The organism is Variovorax sp. LjRoot84, from assembly GCF_964254305.1.
Lineage (GTDB): Bacteria > Pseudomonadota > Gammaproteobacteria > Burkholderiales > Burkholderiaceae_C > Variovorax.
In genome coordinates, this window is sequence record NZ_CAXUTE020000001.1 from 3,310,130 (window position 1) to 3,326,922 (window position 16,793).

15 protein-coding genes are annotated in these 16,793 nt (G+C 66.7%); 5 read left to right on the plus strand and 10 right to left on the minus strand.

Translation table 11 applies throughout. From position 1 onward, the window contains the following. Window positions 1-14 precede the first annotated feature (14 nt). On the minus strand, window positions 15-794 hold the full coding sequence (locus tag ACSQ9I_RS16605; protein ID WP_436313794.1) for an enoyl-CoA hydratase-related protein: 780 nt from the start codon (window positions 792-794) through the stop codon (window positions 15-17). Between the two features lie 12 nt (window positions 795-806). Further along, complete coding sequence (locus tag ACSQ9I_RS16610; RefSeq protein ID WP_436290168.1) at window positions 807-2,051, minus strand: CaiB/BaiF CoA transferase family protein; 1,245 nt, start codon at window positions 2,049-2,051, stop codon at window positions 807-809. A gap of 161 nt (window positions 2,052-2,212) precedes the next feature. Between ACSQ9I_RS16610 and ACSQ9I_RS16615 the strand changes: the two genes are divergently transcribed. Further along, window positions 2,213-3,937, plus strand: a complete 1,725-nt coding sequence (locus ACSQ9I_RS16615) for a sigma-54 interaction domain-containing protein (RefSeq protein WP_436313795.1) — start codon at window positions 2,213-2,215, stop codon at window positions 3,935-3,937. Between the two features lie 3 nt (window positions 3,938-3,940). On the opposite strand, the gene ACSQ9I_RS16620 is transcribed toward ACSQ9I_RS16615, so the two are convergent. Next, window positions 3,941-5,083 (minus strand): CaiB/BaiF CoA transferase family protein, encoded by a 1,143-nt coding sequence (locus ACSQ9I_RS16620; RefSeq protein ID WP_436313796.1) that lies wholly within the window; start codon window positions 5,081-5,083, stop codon window positions 3,941-3,943. Window positions 5,084-5,281: 198 nt separating this feature from the next. On the opposite strand from ACSQ9I_RS16620, the gene ACSQ9I_RS16625 reads away from it, so the two are divergent. After that, window positions 5,282-6,271 (plus strand): NADPH:quinone oxidoreductase family protein, encoded by a 990-nt coding sequence (locus tag ACSQ9I_RS16625; protein WP_436313797.1) that lies wholly within the window; start codon window positions 5,282-5,284, stop codon window positions 6,269-6,271. 36 nt (window positions 6,272-6,307) lie between these two features. Here ACSQ9I_RS16625 and ACSQ9I_RS16630 read toward each other — a convergent pair whose 3' ends face one another. Together ACSQ9I_RS16630 and ACSQ9I_RS16635 are read right to left on the minus strand one after the other, a co-directional pair. Further along, the gene (locus ACSQ9I_RS16630) at window positions 6,308-7,465 is read right to left on the minus strand and encodes an MFS transporter (RefSeq protein WP_436315762.1); all 1,158 of its coding nucleotides are present in this window, start codon (window positions 7,463-7,465) and stop codon (window positions 6,308-6,310) included. Between the two features lie 36 nt (window positions 7,466-7,501). Beyond that, complete coding sequence (locus ACSQ9I_RS16635; protein ID WP_436313798.1) at window positions 7,502-8,473, minus strand: Bug family tripartite tricarboxylate transporter substrate binding protein; 972 nt, start codon at window positions 8,471-8,473, stop codon at window positions 7,502-7,504. A 375-nt stretch (window positions 8,474-8,848) separates the two neighbouring features. Between ACSQ9I_RS16635 and ACSQ9I_RS16640 the strand changes: the two genes are divergently transcribed. Further along, window positions 8,849-9,193, plus strand: coding sequence for a hypothetical protein (locus ACSQ9I_RS16640; protein ID WP_436313799.1), 345 nt, complete (start codon window positions 8,849-8,851; stop codon window positions 9,191-9,193). 25 nt (window positions 9,194-9,218) lie between these two features. Here the strand turns inward: ACSQ9I_RS16640 and ACSQ9I_RS16645 are convergent, their stop codons facing one another. Both ACSQ9I_RS16645 and ACSQ9I_RS16650 read right to left on the minus strand, forming a co-directional pair. Beyond that, entirely contained in the window at window positions 9,219-10,376 is a 1,158-nt protein-coding gene (locus tag ACSQ9I_RS16645) for an iron-containing alcohol dehydrogenase family protein (protein WP_436313800.1), read from the minus strand. A gap of 4 nt (window positions 10,377-10,380) precedes the next feature. Beyond that, window positions 10,381-11,289 (minus strand): NAD(P)-dependent oxidoreductase, encoded by a 909-nt coding sequence (locus tag ACSQ9I_RS16650; RefSeq protein WP_436290161.1) that lies wholly within the window; start codon window positions 11,287-11,289, stop codon window positions 10,381-10,383. 235 nt (window positions 11,290-11,524) lie between these two features. Here ACSQ9I_RS16650 and ACSQ9I_RS16655 point away from each other — a divergent pair, with 235 nt between their 5' ends. Both ACSQ9I_RS16655 and ACSQ9I_RS16660 read left to right on the plus strand, forming a co-directional pair. Beyond that, the gene (locus ACSQ9I_RS16655; RefSeq protein WP_436313801.1) at window positions 11,525-12,592 is read left to right on the plus strand and encodes an amidohydrolase family protein; all 1,068 of its coding nucleotides are present in this window, start codon (window positions 11,525-11,527) and stop codon (window positions 12,590-12,592) included. Between the two features lie 30 nt (window positions 12,593-12,622). Beyond that, complete coding sequence (locus ACSQ9I_RS16660) at window positions 12,623-13,612, plus strand: Bug family tripartite tricarboxylate transporter substrate binding protein (RefSeq protein ID WP_436313802.1); 990 nt, start codon at window positions 12,623-12,625, stop codon at window positions 13,610-13,612. Between the two features lie 9 nt (window positions 13,613-13,621). Here ACSQ9I_RS16660 and ACSQ9I_RS16665 read toward each other — a convergent pair whose 3' ends face one another. Genes ACSQ9I_RS16665 through ACSQ9I_RS16675 form a run of 3 tightly spaced genes read right to left on the minus strand, consistent with a single transcriptional unit; the run spans window position 13,622 to window position 16,768 of the window. Beyond that, window positions 13,622-14,041: a 5-carboxymethyl-2-hydroxymuconate isomerase gene (locus ACSQ9I_RS16665; RefSeq protein ID WP_436313803.1), complete on the minus strand. Its 420-nt coding sequence runs from the start codon at window positions 14,039-14,041 to the stop codon at window positions 13,622-13,624. Window positions 14,042-14,066: 25 nt separating this feature from the next. After that, window positions 14,067-15,788, minus strand: a complete 1,722-nt coding sequence (locus tag ACSQ9I_RS16670) for a GMC family oxidoreductase (protein WP_436313804.1) — start codon at window positions 15,786-15,788, stop codon at window positions 14,067-14,069. Next, the gene (locus ACSQ9I_RS16675) at window positions 15,785-16,768 is read right to left on the minus strand and encodes a Bug family tripartite tricarboxylate transporter substrate binding protein (RefSeq protein WP_436313805.1); all 984 of its coding nucleotides are present in this window, start codon (window positions 16,766-16,768) and stop codon (window positions 15,785-15,787) included. Before ACSQ9I_RS16675 ends, ACSQ9I_RS16670 begins: the two co-directional genes overlap by 4 nt. Window positions 16,769-16,793 lie beyond the last annotated feature (25 nt).

Sequence of the window (16,793 nt, forward strand, 5' to 3'; positions counted from 1 at the left end):
TCATGCTGGTTCGCTCAGTGGCCGAACTTGTCGCTGTCGGGCGCGCGGCGCTCGGCGAAGGAGGCCGCCAGTTCCTCGTGCTCCTTGGTGTCGAGATAGCCGCGCAGCAGCAGATCGTGGGCCATGCGCGACAGCCCCGACACGCCACCGTGGCGAGCGTTGAACGATGCCTTGATGGACGCCAGCGCGAAGGCGCCTCGGTCCGCGATCTCCAGGGCGATCTTGCGGGTAAAGCCCTGCAGTTCACCGTCGGCCACCACGTGGTTCACCAAGCCCCAGTCGAGCGCCTCGCGTGCGCTGAGCTTGGGATTGCGGTACCACATCTCCTTGGCGCGCTTCTTTCCGATCAGGTCTTCCAGGTACCAGGTGCCGTAGCCGCCGTCGAAGCTGCCCATCATCGGCCCGACCTGGCGGAACACGGCGCTTTCCTTTGCGATCGTCATGTCGCAGACCACGTGCAACACGTTGCCGCCGCCCACTGCGAAGCCGTTGACCGAGGCGATCACCGGCTTCTGCAGCTTGTCGATGGCCTCGTACATCTCCAGCGTGGGCAGCACGCCGGCGTACATCAGCGTGTCCTCCATGCCTTCCTTGCGGCCGCCGATGCAGAAGAACTTGTCGCCGGCGCCGGTGATGACAGTCACGCGGGTCCGGGTCTCGCGCCTGATCTCGTTGATGCAGTCACGAATCTCGTGGCACATCTTCGGCGTGAACATGTTGCCGTCGTGCGGCCGGTTGAGCGTGATCGTGCCGACGGGGCCGTCTTCGGCGTAGGTGATTTCTTCGAACTGCATGGTGTGGTCCTCTCAGATGATCTGTTGGGTGCGGAGTTGGTCGATGTGGGCGGCATCGCAATCGAGCCACGTGCCAAGGATCTGCTCGGTGTGCGACCCCAGCTTGGGGGGCGGAGCGCCCGTGCCTTCCGTGAGGCCGTCGAAGCGGATACCCAGGCCCACCTGGGGGATGTCGCCGTCATGGCCCTGGGTGCGATAGATGAAGCCGGACTCGTGAAGCGCCGGGTCCCGCGCCACTTCGTCCACCTGCTGGATCGGCCCGGCCGGTACGCGGGCCCGGCCCAGCAGTCCCAGCCAGTGCGCGCGCGGCTTGGTGCGCAGCAGCTCGCCGATCATCTTCACGATGTCGTCGCGCTTCGCACGGCGCTCGGCGTTGCTGGCAAACGCGGGATCGGCGGCGACTTCAGGCTGGCCCACGGCCTCCCAGAAGCGCTTCCATATCGCGTCGTTGCCCAGCCCCAGCGTCATCGGACTGTCGGCGGTCTCGAAGACCTGGTAGATCGCAATGACGCTGTCGCGCCCGCCTGCGCGGCGCGCCAGTTCGCCGGAGCCCAAATACGGCATCAGCTTGGGTGCCATAAAGCGCGACATGCTCTCAACCATGGAGATGTCGATGTCGCAGCCCTTGCCCTCGCGCTCGCGTCGCAGCAGCGCGGCCAGCACTGCCATTGCCGCGTCGCTGCCAGCCAGCAGGTCGGCCGCGGGCGTGCCCACCTTCTGCGGGCCGTTCTCGGGCTCGCCGGTCAGGTCCATCACGCTGGAATAGCCCTCGGCGATCAGGTCGTAGCACGGCAGATCGGCACGGCTGCCCTGCAGGCCGAAGCCGCTGATGGACGCGTGGACGAGGCGCGGGTTCAGTGGCCGCAGCGACATGGCGTCCAGGCCCAGCTTGCGCTGCGCGCGCGCCACCAGGTTCAGCAGGATGACGTCGCATTGCGCCACCAGCTTCCTCAGGATGTCCTGGCCTTGCGGCGCAGCGATATCGAGCGTGAGGCTCTGCTTGCCACGGTTGACGCTCATGAACCAGAGCGACTCGCCATGCAGGAAGGGTGGGCCCCATGCGCGCGCGTCGTCGCCGGTCTTGGGCTTTTCAACCTTCACGACGGTGGCACCCATGTCGGCCAGCAGCTGGCCAGCATAGGGGCCCGCGACCGAGGTGGTGAGGTCGAGCACCTTCACGCCTGCGAGCAGGTCGAGCGCGGGGGCAGACCGCGGCGGAAGGCCATTCAGTGGAAGTTGGGTTGCGGGCGTGGACATTGCATTGCTTTGTGCAAGCGGTGTGCCACATCGCCCGTCCCCCGGGAAACCGCAAAAACAAAGGGCTCCAGCGTCCTTCGCCACGGCGCTGACCCATTTCCAACTGGCTTGGTGTCTTTACCGACGACAGGCCCGTATTCAACAGAAGTATCATGCCCGCAATGGAGACACAAGACACAAGCGGGGAAACCGCGTCCCTGAATGACCTGCGCGGCGTTCTTGTACTCGGACCCGACGGAAAACAGCTGGCAGCCAACGGCATCGCGCTGCAGCCGGAACTGGCGCGCAGCATCGAGACCGCATGGCAGGACGCGCGCCGCCGCCAGCGCCGTCTGTTCACCATCGATGGACCCGATAACCAGCCGATCGTCGTGGTCGTGCTTCCATCTCCTGACGCAACCGTGCTCGTCGCCATGGAGCGCGACAGTCGCGACGCCTTGTTTGAATTCGTCGGCGCGGTCGACTTCGCCGGCGACATCCTCGCCCACTTCCTGACCAATCCCTTCGAAGCGCTATCGGTGGTCGACCGCGACGCGATCGTGCGCTACATGAGCCCCGTCCACGAGCGCTTCTTCGGCCTGCGGCCCGGCGGTGGCGTGGGTCGCCACACAACAGAAGTCATCGAGAACTCGCGGCTGCATGAGGTGGTCAAGAGCGGCAAGGCGGAGATCGGCCTGCTGCATGAGATGCGTGGCATCACGCGCGTCGTCTCGCGCAACCCAATCCGCAACAGTCGCGGCGAGCTGGTCGGCGCCATCGGGCAGATCATGTTCAAAGGCCCGGAGCAATTGCAGACGTTATCCAACGAGGTCTCCAAGCTCAAATCCGAGGTGGCCTACTACCGGCGCGAGCTTGACGACCTGCGCAACCGCAGTTACGGCCTGGACCAGATGGTCGGCGAGAGCCTGGCGATGCAGCGGCTCAAGCAACAGATCGTGAAGGTGGCACCGCTGGATGTCCCCGTGCTTCTCACCGGCGAAAGCGGTACCGGCAAGGAGCTGGCGGCCCATGCCATCCACAAGCTGAGTCCGCGGCGCGACGACACGATGGTGATGGTCAATGCAGCCGCCCTGCCCGCCACGTTGGTGGAAAGCGAGCTCTTCGGCTACGAGGCCGGCTCCTTCACCGGCGCCGAGCGCAAGGGGCGCAAGGGCAAGATCGAGCAGGCCGACCGCGGCAGCCTGTTCTTCGACGAGGTGGGCGACATGCCGGCTGAGGTGCAGGTGAAGCTGCTGCGCGTATTGCAGGACGGCACCTTCCAGCGGGTGGGCGGAAACGAGCTGCGCCGGTCCAACTTTCGCTTGATCAGTGCCAGCAACCGCAACTTCGAAGCCATGATCGCCGAGGGCAGCTTCCGCCTGGACCTTTTCTACCGCATCGGCGGCGTCGCGATCCGCCTGCCAGCGCTGCGCGAGCGCTTGGAAGACATCCCGCTGCTCGTCGATCTGGCGCTGAAGCAGTTCGCTGAGCGCCATGGGCAGCGCGCGAAGAAGCTTTCAGCGGACGCGATCTCCTTCCTGCAGGGCCAGCGCTGGCCCGGCAACGTGCGCCAGCTGATACACACGGTGGAGCGCGCGGCGATCTTCAGCGATTCGGACGTGATCGAGCCGAGCGACTTCGGCACCATCAACCTGGAGCCGGGCGAAGCGCTGCCTACGCCCCTCGCCGGACCCACCGACAGCGCACCCGTCGCCGTCGGGGCCGGGCCGCAAGAGCACACGCGCGTTAGCAGCGCGGTCGAGCAAGTCGAGGAGCAGATGATCCGCCAAGCGATGGCGAAGTTCAACGGCAACAAGAAGCGGGTCGCCGCCGAGCTGGGAATCTCTCGCTCCTATCTGTACAAGCGGCTCGCGCAGATGGGCTTCGGCGCCGAATCCGAGGCCTGATCGTTACCGCGCCAGCAGCGAAGCGGGGGTCGCTTCCCCGAGCGCCGGCGCCGTGCTGTGGACGTTGTGCCGCAGCGCCGGCGCGATCGGCAGCGGCAATGATGGAATTCGCCGCCCGTCGCCGCTCGTGATGCTCGCCTGGAACAGCCCGCGCTCGCGAAAATGCGGCGTCTCGACCGCCTCCTGGAGCGACTTCACCACCGACACGCAGGCATCGACACCAGCGAAGCGCTGCAGCCATTCGTCCGCGGTGCGGCTGGCGATAATGCCGGCAACAGCCTCGCGTATGCCCTTGGGATCTGCCCCGTCGTCCAGCAGATGCGGCGCTTCCAGCACGCGCAGGAAGTTTTCCCAGAACTTCTGCTCCAGCGGCGCGGCCGCAAGGTAACGGCCGTCCCGCGTGCGGTAGACCTGGTAGCGCGGCGTGCCGCCCGTGACGAGGTCGCCGCCCGGCGTGGGCCATTCGCCCGCAGCGAAGCCGTTACCCAGACCCCAATACACCAGCGGGAACAGGTTGTCGGCCATCGCAACGTCGATAAAAGAGCCAAGCCCGGTGGTATCGCGGGCGCGCAAGGCGAGCAGGATGTTCATGATGGCTGGGTAGGCCCCACCCACGAGGTCGGCCGCAAGCACGTTGGGCAGTCCGGGCGCGCCATCGGCGCCGGCGGTCAGGGCCATGAGGCCGGTTTCCGCCTGGTAATTGAGGTCATGCGCGGCCATGTCGGCCAGCGGCCCATGCTGCCCCCAGCCGGTGATGGCGCAGTAGACCAGCCCCGGATTGATCGCGCGCATAGCCTCGTAGCCCAACCCGAGACGATCCATGACGCCCGGACGGAACTGTTCGACCAGCACGTCGGCCCGCCGTACCAGTGCGATGGCCTGCTGCACTGCCGCCGGCTCCTTCAAGTCCAGCGCCACCGAGCGCTTGCCCTGATTCAGCAGCGCGAAGTTCACGCTGTCATCGCCGAACTTCGGCTGGTACGAACGCATTTCGTCGCCACGACCAGGCCGCTCGACCTTGATGACTTCTGCACCCGCTTGCGCCAGCAACAGACTGCACATGGGACCTGGCAGCAGGGTGCTGAAGTCGATCACTGTGACGCCGGCCAGAGGCGCACGCTGCGCCGAAGAGTTTTGCGAGTTCATGCTGCGGTGTTGCAAGCCATGTGCCACCGCGCTCCTCATGTTCTCAAGCCGCGGGCACGCCGGTGTGTGTGTGACGAGTACAGGAAGTGTCATGCGTACACACACGCAAGCGGAGCCGTCTCGATGGACCGGACGCGCGGACGGCGGCACGGGCCTTGCACCTGCAAGCGCATCAACCCACTTGCAGGAGCCCGCATCATGCTTGCCGTCCAGGTTCGACAACCAGGCCCAGTTGAAACACATGCGGTCGAGGAAGTGCCCGACCTCGCGGCCGCTCCCGGCCAGGTCCTTGTCGACGTCAAGGCTGCCGCGGTCAACTACCCCGACTTGCTCGTGGTGACCGGCCGCTACCAGACGATCCCGCCGCTGCCTTTCGCGCCGGGCAAAGATGCCGCCGGCATCGTGCGCGCCGTCGGTCCGGACGTGAAACGGGTGAAGCCCGGCGATCGCGTGCTGCTCCACGTCGAGTACGGGACCTTCGCGACCCAGGCCCTGGCCCGCGAGGACCAGTGCCTGACGCTGCCGGCGGACATGGGGTTCGTCGATGCCGTCGCGCTCGGTCTCGCCGCGCAGACCGCGTGGTTCGCGCTGCTCGAGCGCGGCGCCTTCGAGCCAGGCGACCGGGTGCTGGTGACAGGTGCCAGCGGCGCGGTCGGCCAGGCTGCGGTGCAGATCGCCAGCGCGCTCGGCGGCACCGTGCTCGCTGCCGCCAGCAACTTGGAGCGGGCGCGGGCCGTCCTGGGCGAAACCCGGTGCAGTCTGGTCGACCTCTCCGCGCCCGACATGCGCAACAGCCTGCGGGAGCAGGTGCATGCCGCCACCGGCGGCCATGGGGTGGATGTGGTGATCGAGACATTGGGCGGCGAGGCCTTCGACGCCGCGCTGCGGGCCATGGCCTGGTGCGGTCGCATCGTGACAGTGGGCTTCGCCTCCGGTCGCATTCCAGAGATCAAGGCGGGCCACCTGCTGGTGAAAAACATCTCGGCCCTGGGACTGCAGTGGACCGACTACCGCGACCGGCAACCGCAACGCGTGGAGCGCGCCCACGCGGCCATGGCGGCGCTGTGGCAGCGCGGCGCACTGCGGCCGCGCCTGATCACGACACTGCCGCTGCAGGAATTCGCAGAGGCATTCCGCCTCATCGACGCACGCCAGGCCAGCGGTCGGCTGGTTCTCACGATGGGCTGAAGCGCGGGGAGCGGTGCTTCGGTCACCGTCTCTCACTCAGTGCTCCGCGGCATCCTCCCCGAGCTCGCGTAGCCCCGTGCCCAGGTGGCTGCCGACGCCGACGATCGTCCCCATGGCCCAGAACACGCCGCTGGCGCCCAGCACGCCGCCCACCGCGCCGAATAGCATGGGCATGCCGACGCTCGACAGGTTGATCAGGATCAATCGCACGGCGAGCGCCTCGCCATGACGGTGCTTCGGCGTGATCTGGTGCAGCATGCTCATGACCATCGGCTGCACGAGACCGAGGGCCATGCCGATCACGATGGAGCACAGGCCCATGGTTGCCGCCGATCGCGTGAAGGGGTAGAGCAGGAACATGAGCCCCGCCACGGCGGTGGCGCCAGTGATCAACGCCCATTCGCGCAGCTGGCGGGCGAAGACTGGAATCATCAGGCGCACGATGGCCGCGGCGATGGCGAATGCGCCGAGGATGCTGCCGATCACCGAGGCCGACAGGCCTCGCTCGTGGCCCAGCAACGGCACCATGAAGCCATGCAGGTCCCAGGATGAGTTCATGAACCAGTTCATGAGCATCAGGCGCCGCAGGCCCCGATCGCGCAGCAGGTCCCAGGCGGGCGACTTCTGCGCGCCGAGCGTGGCTTCGATGGGCGCTTCATGGACGCAGTGCAGCAGCGCCCAAGCCAGCAGGGGCATGGCAGCCAGCATCGCAAACGCCGCGCGGTAGCCGCCATGGTCGATCATCAGGCCGGCCGCGAATGGCCCCAGGAAGTTCGAGGCGGCCGGCGCAATGGCCACCCAGGAGAAGACTTCACGCAGTTCGCTGGCGCCTGCCGCCATGCGGCCCACGTGCCGCTGCAGTGCGATGGTCGCCGCGCCGGCGCCGCCGCCGCACAGCAGCGCAGTCAGGCACAGGACGGGATACATAGGCCAGGTCGCGGCGAGGCTCACACCCACCACGGTGGCGATCACGGCCAGTCCCATCGGCTTCTTGAAGCCGCGACGGTCGGCGAACCGCCCCGCCGGCAGCGAGAGAAAGATCTGGGTGACCGCGAACAGGGCGACGAGCACGCCCGCCGCGGCCTCGCCGAAGCCGTGGCCCAACGCGAACAGCGGCGCGGCCATGCGCATGCCCGTCATCGCGGCATGCAGGCAGATGTGCGAGGCGATGACCGGCGCGAGCGCCGCGCGCAGGTGTCGGGCGCTGCGGGTGGAGGACACCTTGGCCGCTTACTGCTTCTGGATGCCCAGTTCGTTGATCACCTTCTGCATCTGCACGGCGTCTCGCTTGAGAAACTCGTTGTATTCGTCGGGCGACATGATCATCGGCTCCGAGCCGTCGTCCCGCATACGATCCCTCAACTCCTTGCTGTTCAGCGCGAAGTGCAACGCGTCCGACAGCTTGGCCAGCACATCCTTGGGCGTGCCTGCGGGGGCCATCAGGCCGAGCCACAGGTAATAGCTGTAGCCGGGCACGCCCTGCTCCGCGATGGTCGGGACGTCCGGCAGCCCAGGCAAGCGCTTGGTCGAGCTCACCGCCAGGGCCTTGAGTTGGCCCGCCTTCACCTTGCCCGCGCCACTCCCATAGGCCTCGAAGATCATGGTCACGCGGCCGGCGATCACGTCTGCCATGGCGGCGCCGTTGCCCTTGTACGGCACATGCATCACCTTGAGGCCGGCCTGCTGCAGGAACAGCGCGGCGCCCAGATGCGTCGTCGTCCCTACCCCGGCCGAAGCGTAGGTCAGTTGGTCTGGCGCCGCCTTGGCGCGTGCTATGAAGTCCGCGAGCGTCTTGTCCGGCTGACTCATGCCCTCGACCACCAGCACGGGCGAACGGACCATCGGCCCGACACCCGTGAAATCCTTGACCAGGTCGTAGCCAGGATCCAGCTTCACGGCTGGCTGAATGGCCACGGTGCCTGCCGTGCCGAGCAACGTGTAGCCGTCGGCTGGCTGGGTCTTCACGTAGCGGATGCCCAGCAGGCCATCGGCGCCGGCCTTGTTGTCGATGACCACCGACTGGCCCAGCTTCTCGCCCATCTTCTGGGCCACCAGGCGGGTCGTGATGTCGGTCAGGCCGCCCGGCGCCGTGTTCACGACGATGCGGATGGGTCGCGACGGAAAGGCATCAGCCGCCGCGGGGGCTGTTGCGGCGAACGCCATGCTCAACGCGAGCAGCGTATGTGTGATTCGGGGCTTCACTTTGGCGGTCTCCGGTGGAACGATGGCGATCACAGGCGTATGAGGACGGACTCGATGTAGTCGCATTTCTCCGCCGATGAAATCATCGAAGCATGGACAGCAAGTCGAATGCCATGCCCGCATCGCGCGAATCCGTGCCATGCGCCCTGTCACATGCGTCCGATGAGGCCAGCAAGCGTCCCTGCTGCACACACCTGTCGTCAGCGAGGACACATGGAGCACCGACGGCTCTCCCCGCCATGTCTGCAGCAGACCCGCCTGCCGTGGCATGCCTGTTGCTGACCGTCATCGAACACGAACTTCGAGACTGCCCATGAGCACATTCGACAGCCATGCCTTCATCGTCACCGGCGGCGCCACCAGCAAGGAGCTGCCGTGAATACGACCGATGTCAAGCCTTCCACTGCCCGGCTGGCAGAAGTGAATCCGCAGGCCATCGCACGCTACAAGGAGATGCGCGCGCTGGTGATGCCCGCGCCGGGCGTCGATGCGGCCACCTGTGAAACCGTGCTCGCGATGCAGCTCGCGCTGCGCGGCCACGAGCTGCCCTTCAAGGTCCATGCGATGCGGGCGATGGCCCAGTCGATGTCCCTCGCGCAGCTGGAAGGCCTCCTGCTGGCAGGAGTGGGGGTATCGCTGCTCGCCTGCGAAGCCGCGCGCGCCCTGGACTGGCTGCGTGAAGCACACGAGGAGTTCACGCGTTCGGCGCCCGCCGGCTGAGGATTTCCCCGAAGCGCCCCGGCCGCTACCAGGCCGCGTCGAGGATGGCGCGCACGTCAGCTGCGCCCTGCACGCGCCGCGGACTGCGGCTGATGAAGAAGTCCGACATCGCCGCACTCGCGATGGCATCGAGATCTTCCTGGGCCAATCCGATGTCGCGCAGGCGATGCGGTATCGGCAGCGGTGCGAGAAGAGACGCCAGCACGTCGGCGGCAGCAGCTGCGGGCGGTTGGCCGAAACTCTCGGCAATGCGCGCGCTGGTCGCCTGCGTCACTGGCTCATTGAAGCGCATGGTGTGCGGCAGCACGATGGCATTCACGATGCCATTGGACACGTGGGCGCGGTGCCCGATGGCATGCGCGAGCACCGAGGCAAGCCCGCCGCCGGCCTGCTCGGTGCCGCGGCCGCACAGAAGAGCGGCGATGGCGAGGTATTCGCGCGCGCCGATGTCTTCGGGCGCCATGCGATCCAGGTGGCGCGCCACGAGCCGTAGCGCATGCGTCAGCATCGCCTCCGAGACCGGGTCGCACTTCGGCGACTCCAATGCCTCCACCGCCGTGGAAAGCGTGTTGAGCGCCGCGCTCATCACCAGGTCCGCCGGCGCGGTGCGCAGGAACTCCGGATGCAGGAACAGCGCCTTTGCGCGCGTCTTGGGATCGAACAGCGCCAGCCGCTGGCCGGTATCGGCATCGTGAACCGCGCTGCCCACCTTCACGAAGGCCGTGCTCGGCGTGGTGGGGATGACGAACTGCGGCAGCTTGGGCGCGTCCAGCCGAGGGCTGTCGAACTGGCCACTGGGCAGCCGCCTCGTGCAGAGTTCCTGCGGCGGGCGTTGCTCGGCCAGCAGGATGGCGGCGGCGCGCGCCGTGACGGCAGCCGAGCCGCCGCCAATGGCAATGACCGCATCGGCCTCCAGTTCACGCAGCACGCGGACAGCTTCCTCCACGGCCTGCACTGGGCTGTTCGGTCGCACGGACTGGCTTTCGCCGACGAGCACCGGCCCGAGCGCTGATCGCAACAAATCCATCGCGGGCGATGCGCTGACAGAACGGCCGCTCACCACCACGGCGCGCTTGCTGCCGCTGCGCTTGAGTTCCTTGGCCAAGGCTGCGAGGCTGTCCTCGCCGCAATACAGCCGTAGTTCAGCTGAGAGGTGCTGAAAACCGAGGGCAGGACTGGTCATGGCCTCACTTGCGTCCTTCGACGGGCACACCCGTCCATTGCTCGTACATCTGAACCACGGCGACCCCGTCCTTGTCGCCCAAGCCCTGCGCCCGGGCCATCTGATAGACCTGGAGTGCCGTGTTGGCCATGAACATGGGCATGCCCAGCGACTTGGCGAGCTGGGTCTGAAGCTCGACATCCTTGAAGGTGATGTCCATGCGAATGCCGTCGAATTCGCGGTTCAGGATGCGCGGTGCCGAGTACTGGAATGCCACGCTGTTTCCGGTGGTGCCGCTGATGGTTTCGAACATCTGCTGGGGGTCCAGGCCTGCCTTGGCACCCAGCGCCAGGCCCTCGATGATCAACACGCGGTTCACCTGGAACAGCATGTTGTTGATCAGCTTCATCGCCAGGCCCTGGCCTATGGCGCCGAAATGAGTGATCTTGGTGGCCATGGATTGCAGCACTGGGCGCACTCTCTCAAGCGCCGCGGCGTCGCCGCCGACGTACGCGTTCAGCGTCCCTTCCTTCGCGCCCTTCTCCATACCGGTGACCGGCGAATCGAGCAGTTCCACGCCCTTGGCCGCGAGCTTCGGATGAAGACGCCGAAGCGCCATCAGGTCGATCGTACCCATGCTGATGACCACGTCGCCGGACTGGGCCGTCTGGATGAAACCGTCCGGACCGGCAATCACTTCCTCCGCCTGCGCGGTCGTGTCCACCATGGAGATGACGATACCCGCCTGGCGCGCAGCATCGGCCGGGCCCCTGGCGGCCAGTGCCCCGAGCTCCACGAAACGCCGTACCTTGGCCTTGTCGATGTCGTAGACCACCAGCGGGTGGCCCTTCTTCAACAGGTTCTCGGCCATCGGCCCGCCCATCATCCCGAGGCCTACGAAGGCGACGGTCTGCTCTCTCGCTTGCTTGCTCATTGCATCTCCTGATGTCTGGGGTTACCCGTGTGTCTCACGTCAGGAACAACAGTGCAAGCCCGATGCCAGCACGCTTTGACTAGATTGACCGCCCAACTTCCGCGCGGGTGCCTCCGACCGCGCCATCTACGTCCGCCGTACAAGCACGTGTCCTCGGGCCGGACACGCAAAGAGCCTGCACGCCCGCGGCAAAAGGCTCCCGGCCCGGGGGCACGGCTCTTGCACTTGTGCGGCCATGAACGCTCCAGCAACACCCTCCTCTCCTGGTTCCATCTTCAGCGAAACGCAACGGCCAAACGAAGAGTGGCTGGCGCGCGCGAAGCCCGAGCCGACGCTCGAACCGGACCTGCCGATCATCGACCCGCACCTGCACTTCTGGCATCACAAGAGCGGCTACCGCTACTTCGTCGAAGAGTTCGCGCGCGACGCCGATGAATCCGGCCACAACATCGAGGCCACGGTCTTCGTCGAATGCAACGCGATGTACCGCGCCGGCGGGCCGGAGCACCTCAAGGCCGTTGGCGAAACGGAGTTCGCCGTCGGCATGGCTGCCATGGCAGCCAGCGGCAAGTACACAACGGCGCGCGGTGCCGCCGGCATCGTCGCCTATGCGGACCTGACGCTGGACGAAGGACTGCTGCGCGAAACGCTCGAGGCCCATCGCGAGGCCGCCAGCGGCCGCTTGCGCGGCATCCGCCAGCGCGCCAAGTGGGATGCAGACCCCATCGTTGCCGGCCCGGTCCGCGCGGGCAAGCGCGGCCTGTTCCTGGAGCCGGAGTTCCGCCGGGGCATCGCACTAATAGCAAAGATGGGCCTTTCCTTCGACGCCAGCATCTTCCATCCGCAGCTGCCGGAAGTCGTCTCGCTCGCGCAGGCGAATCCGGATGCCAGCATCGTGGTGATCCATACCGCCAGCCCGCTCGGCTTCGGCTCATATGCAGGTCAGGAGAAGCAGGTGCACGCCGACTGGCTGGCCGGCATGAAGGAGCTGGCGCGCTGCCCCAACGTCACCGTCAAGATGGGCGGGCTGCTGATGTGCCTGGGCAACTTCGACTTCAGCCAGGCGGAGGCGCCGCCCACGTCCGAGCAGCTCGCGATGCTCTGGCGGCCGTACATCGAGGACTGCATCGAGCTCTTCGGCGCCGACCGCTGCATGGTCTCGTCCAACTTCCCCGTCGAGAAAGCCGGCGTGACCTATGGCGCGACCTGGAACATGTTCAAGCGGGTCACCGCCAAGTACTCGCCCGATGAGAAGCGAAAGCTCTTTGCCGACACCGCCAGGCGCGTCTACCGCCTGGACTGAAAAACCATCACCCCACTCCAGAGACAAACCATGACCCTTGCCCGATCTACCCGCCGGCTCGCACTCCTCGGCGTTGCCGCCCTGCTGGCGCTGCCTGCCTGGGCGCAGCAGCCGTATCCCTCGCGCCCCATCAAGATCATCGTCGCCTTTGGCGCCGGCGGCAGCGCCGATTCGATCGCGCGGCTCTACGGTCAGAAGATATCCGAGCTACTGAACACGCCGGTGATCATCGACAACAAGCCAGGAGCCAACCAGATGACGGCGATCCGCGCGCTGATGGCATCGCCACCGGACGGCTACACCCTGTACGCAGCTACCGGGAGCTCGCTGGTGCAGAACCCTGCGCTGCGTCCTGGGCTGCCCTACGACCCGCTGAAAGACTTCACGCTTGTCGGCATGACCGTCACCAACCCGGGCGTGATCTTCGTGAGCCCGGCCCTGCCGGTCCACAACATCAAGGAGCTGGTGGCGTATGACGCCGCGAACCCCGGCAAGCTCAACTACGGCTCGGCGGGCCTGGGCACGGCGGGCCACCTGGCCGCAGAGGCACTCATGAGCGCGACGGGCCTGAAGATGACGCATGTGCCCTACAAGGCCGACGCCGACGTGATTCGAGAGGTGGTCGGCGGCAACGTGCACGTGGGCATCATGACCACGCTCAACACCGTGCAGGCCGTCAAGGCCGGCCAGATCCGGGCGATCGCCGTGACGACCGAAAAGCGCCTGCCCTACCTGCCCGACGTCCAGGCCCTGCCTGAAGTGGGGATGAAAAACCTCACCGCCCTCGATCCCCACACCTTCGCCAGCCTGGTGGGCCCGGCGGGCATGCCGCCAACCGTGGTGACGAAACTGAACGAGGCGATCAACAAGACGTCTGCATCTCCGGACGTCGCGATTCGCGTGCGCAATACGCTCAACGCCGAACCCGTGACCGGCACACCCGCGAGCTTCCGCCAGTTCGTCGACGCCCAGCTGGCGATCTGGCGCGAGATCGGCAAGACGGTGAAGCTGCCGGAGTAGGCCTGAACACTAGCGGCCGAAAACGGCACGCAGGTTGTTGTGGAAGCCCTCGTACGACAGCACCACCGTGCCGGGCTTCTCCTTCGGCGTTTCTTCGATGTTCAGGGTGATGCCCATGGGCACCACCGTGCGCGCCGCCTCCAGACGGTCCTTGAGCACGGCCATCAGCTTGTCGCCGGTGTCCTTCACCACCGCTGCGCCCCGCCCTTCGAAGATGCGCAGGTTCAGGTACATGAAGCCGTAGTTTCCCCTGCCGTCGCCGACCGCATAGTGGGTGGCGGGATAGGTCATCACGCGGGTGCCGCCTTCGGGGAACACTTGCTGGCCCTGCGCATCGCGGATGGAAAGCAGGGTCTCGAGCAGGGCAAGGCAGAGCTTCTGAAAATCGGCCTTGATGTTGGGTGTGTGCTGGATGACGAGATGGGGCATGAGGGTGTCCTTGTGTTGTCTTGGTTCACGAGATCTCCGGCGAGGCCAGCATGGTGTCGGCAATCTTTTCCGCCGCCATCAGCGTCGGAAAGTTGGTGTTGGCGCAGGGCACCACGGGGAAGATGGATGCATCGACCACGCGCAGCGCCTGCACACCCTTGACCCGGCCCTGCGGATCCACCACGGCCAGCGGGTCGTCCTCGCCGCCCATGCGGCATGAGCAGGAGGCGTGCCACACGCCGATGGCTTCCTTGCGGACAAAGGCCTCCAGTGCTTCGTCGTCGCGCATGAGTTGCTCGAAGGTGAAGCCGTCGACCACGTGGTGGTCGATCATGTAGTGGCGCAACGGCGCGGGACCGTCCATCAGCGCGGCTCCGATGCTGGTGAGGATGCGGTTCTTCACCGTGATCTGGCTGATGTTGCGGACCCGCTCGGAGAAGGCGCTCGGAAATGGCTTGTCAGTCACCGCGCGCAGCGGACCGCTCGCCTGCAGCGCGGCCGCCTTGCGGAAGCCATCCATCAGTCGTCGGAGGTCGCGCGGGTCCGACAGCAGGTTGAAGGCGACCTCGGGCTCGGCCATCGGATCGCGAGAGGCGATTCGCACCTGTCCCGTCTCGGAGTAGGTCTTGTTGACGAACAGGAGCATCGAGGCGATGCGCTGGCCCACCGCATGCCAGGCCGACTTGCTCAGCGCGGCGCAGAACATGTCGCCGGCCGGGACGCCAGGTAGCCCAGAGGAATAGCGCAGCGCGACCTGGAAGTGGCGTCGGGTCAGGCCGTTCATTCGCGCGCCGGGCCGGCAGAAGGACGACAGGCCGATGGAGGGATGATCCATCAGGCCGCGGCCGACGCCCTCGCTCGCGGCTAGCACTGGAATCCCCATCTCCTGCAGGTGTTCCACCGGGCCGATGCCCGCGCGCAGCAGGTGCGCCGGCGTATGGATCGCGCCGCAGGACAGGATGACCTCGCGCCCGCGGAACTCCAGCTCCTGCCCATTTGCCACCGCCTTCACGCCAACGCATCGCGTGCCCTCGAAGAGCAGCCGCGTGACGTGCGTACCGGTCATGATCTTCAGATTGGGCCGACGGCGCACATCGGCGTCCAGATAGCCCATCGCTGCCGAGACGCGGCGTTCGGCCTGGTTGTTGAAGGCCACGGGAAAGTAGCCTTCGACGAACTCGCCGTTCTGGTCCGGCAGATACGGATAGCCGGCTTCCTTGCATGCCTCTGCGAACGCGCTCGACAGGCCCGTCCAGTGCTCGCGCGGGATGCGGCTGACCGGAATGCGCCCGTGCTTGCCGTGCAGGGGGCCGTCGCAATCCAGGTCGCGCTCCACCTTGCGGAAGTACGGCAGCACGTCGTCCCAGCTCCAACCGGCCGCGCCGCGTGCCTCCCACTCGCGGTAGTCCGTGGGGGCGCCGCGGTTGAAAAGCTGGCCGTTGATGGCGGAGCCACCGCCGAGCACGCGCGCCTGCGTGTACTTGCGCAGAGGCGGCCGGCTTGCCGCTTCCTCGCCGGCGCGGGGCGCCTGCGTCGTCACGCGCAGATCGGGCCAGTCGAAATGCGGGTTGAAGAACAGCCGGCCCGCGTAGCTGTCCAGCAGCTCGGGCGGCTCGTGGCCCGGTGGGGTGTCGATGCCCGCTTCCAGCAGCAGGACCTCGTGCGTCCCAAGGGCCGAAAGCCGGTTGGCGAGGACCGAGCCCGCCGAGCCGCCGCCGACGATGACGGTGCCGTACACCTGCGTCATTCCAGTTTGATGTTCGCCGCCCGTACTACCTCGCCCCATTTGCGGTATTCGTCCATGTAGAGCTTGCCGAACTCGGCGGAGGTACCGGGGAGCGTGGTCATGCCGAGTTCAGCCACCTTGGCCTTGTATTCGGGCGTGGACGTCGCCTGGTTGATCGCCTCGGCGAGGATCGTGGTGGCGGCCACCGGCGTGCCGGGTGGCGCCAGCACGCCCATCCACGCCTCGCCGACGACGTTCAGCCCCTGCTCCTTCAGTGTGGGCACGTCCGGAATGGCGGCCACGCGCTGCGCGGAACTCACGCCGTAGAACTTCAGCCTGGAGCGGTACTGTGTAGCGCCGCCCACGGCCACGAGCATGATGTCCACTTGGCTGCCCATGAGCGCCTGCAGCGCAGGCGCCATGCCCGTATAGGGCACGTGCAGCAGGTTCTCGGCCTTGGCCGCCTGCGCGAAGGCCACCGCCATCATCTGCGGGCCGGAGCCGGTGCCAGCGCTCGCATAGCTGAGGTTCTGCTTCTTCATCAGGGCCAGCAGTTCCTGCAGGTTGGCAGCCGGCAGGTCGGGGCGGCCCAGGAGCACGTAGCCGGTTGAAGCGAGCGGCGAGACGGGCACGAACCTCGTCGCATCCACCTTGCCCTTCGCCAGGTGCGGATAGATCGAGTTCACGTCGGTGATGCCAAGCAGCAGCGTGCTTCCATCCGCCGGCGCGCCATAGACGTAGCCGGCGCCGATGGAGCCCGTCGCGCCCGGCTTGTTCTCCACAATCACCGGCTGGCCCAGGCGATCGCCGACGCCCGCGCTGATGAAGCGCGCCAAGATGTCAGAGGAACCACCCGGCGGGAAGGGAACGATGATCTTGACCGGGCCGGAAGGCTTCCAGGCGGCCTGCGCCCGCGCCATGCCCGTTGCCAGCACGCCGGCCCCGGCGAGCGCGGCGAGCAGCTGCCGGCGCTGCAGGCCGGCTTCGAAGCTGTGAGTCATGTCTTTGTCTCCTGATGTTGGTATC